The sequence below is a fragment of the Nocardia blacklockiae genome, assembly GCF_015477355.1.
Taxonomy (GTDB): domain Bacteria; phylum Actinomycetota; class Actinomycetes; order Mycobacteriales; family Mycobacteriaceae; genus Nocardia; species Nocardia blacklockiae.
The window spans coordinates 1-544 of the sequence record NZ_JADLRJ010000034.1 but is presented as its reverse complement, the minus strand read 5'-3'; the positions used below and the strand labels follow the sequence as shown (position 1 = coordinate 544).

Here is a 544-nt window from a genome sequence, read left to right as displayed (position 1 = left end):
TCACCCACACCGCCACCAAACACCCCACCACCACAGACACCGACACCAGCACCAGCACCAGCACCGGCGACGACACTCACACCACCCTCACCCGCACCGACTACGACAACCTCATCGGCGGCGCCAAACTCGTCGTCGAAATGCTCGACACCATGACCACCGCCGTCTCCACCGCCTACGTCCGCGAACTCAAAACCGTCGTCACCGAACACCACACCGCCGTCCACACCCTCACCTCCGCCCTCCTCGGCGGCCACCCCACCAGCACCATGGCCCGCGAATGCGGCATCGACATCGCCGACACCTACCACGTCCTCGCCCTCCACATCCCCCCACACCCCGACGAACACAACCCCCTCCTCGACACCACCGTCGTCGCCCGCCGCAAACTCCGCCGCCTCCAAGCCCAACTCGCCACCACCACCAACACCACCACCCTCGCCCTCCTCTCCACCGACGGCGGCACCCTCCTCCTCCCCACCCACACCACCACCCCACCCCTCGACACCCTCACCACCACCCTCTCCCACGCCGCCCGCGTCCC

1 pseudogene is annotated in these 544 nt (G+C 68.2%); it reads left to right on the top strand.

What is annotated here, in order from left to right:
* A pseudogene (locus IU476_RS35665) lies at positions 1–544 on the top strand (PucR family transcriptional regulator); the annotation flags it as partial.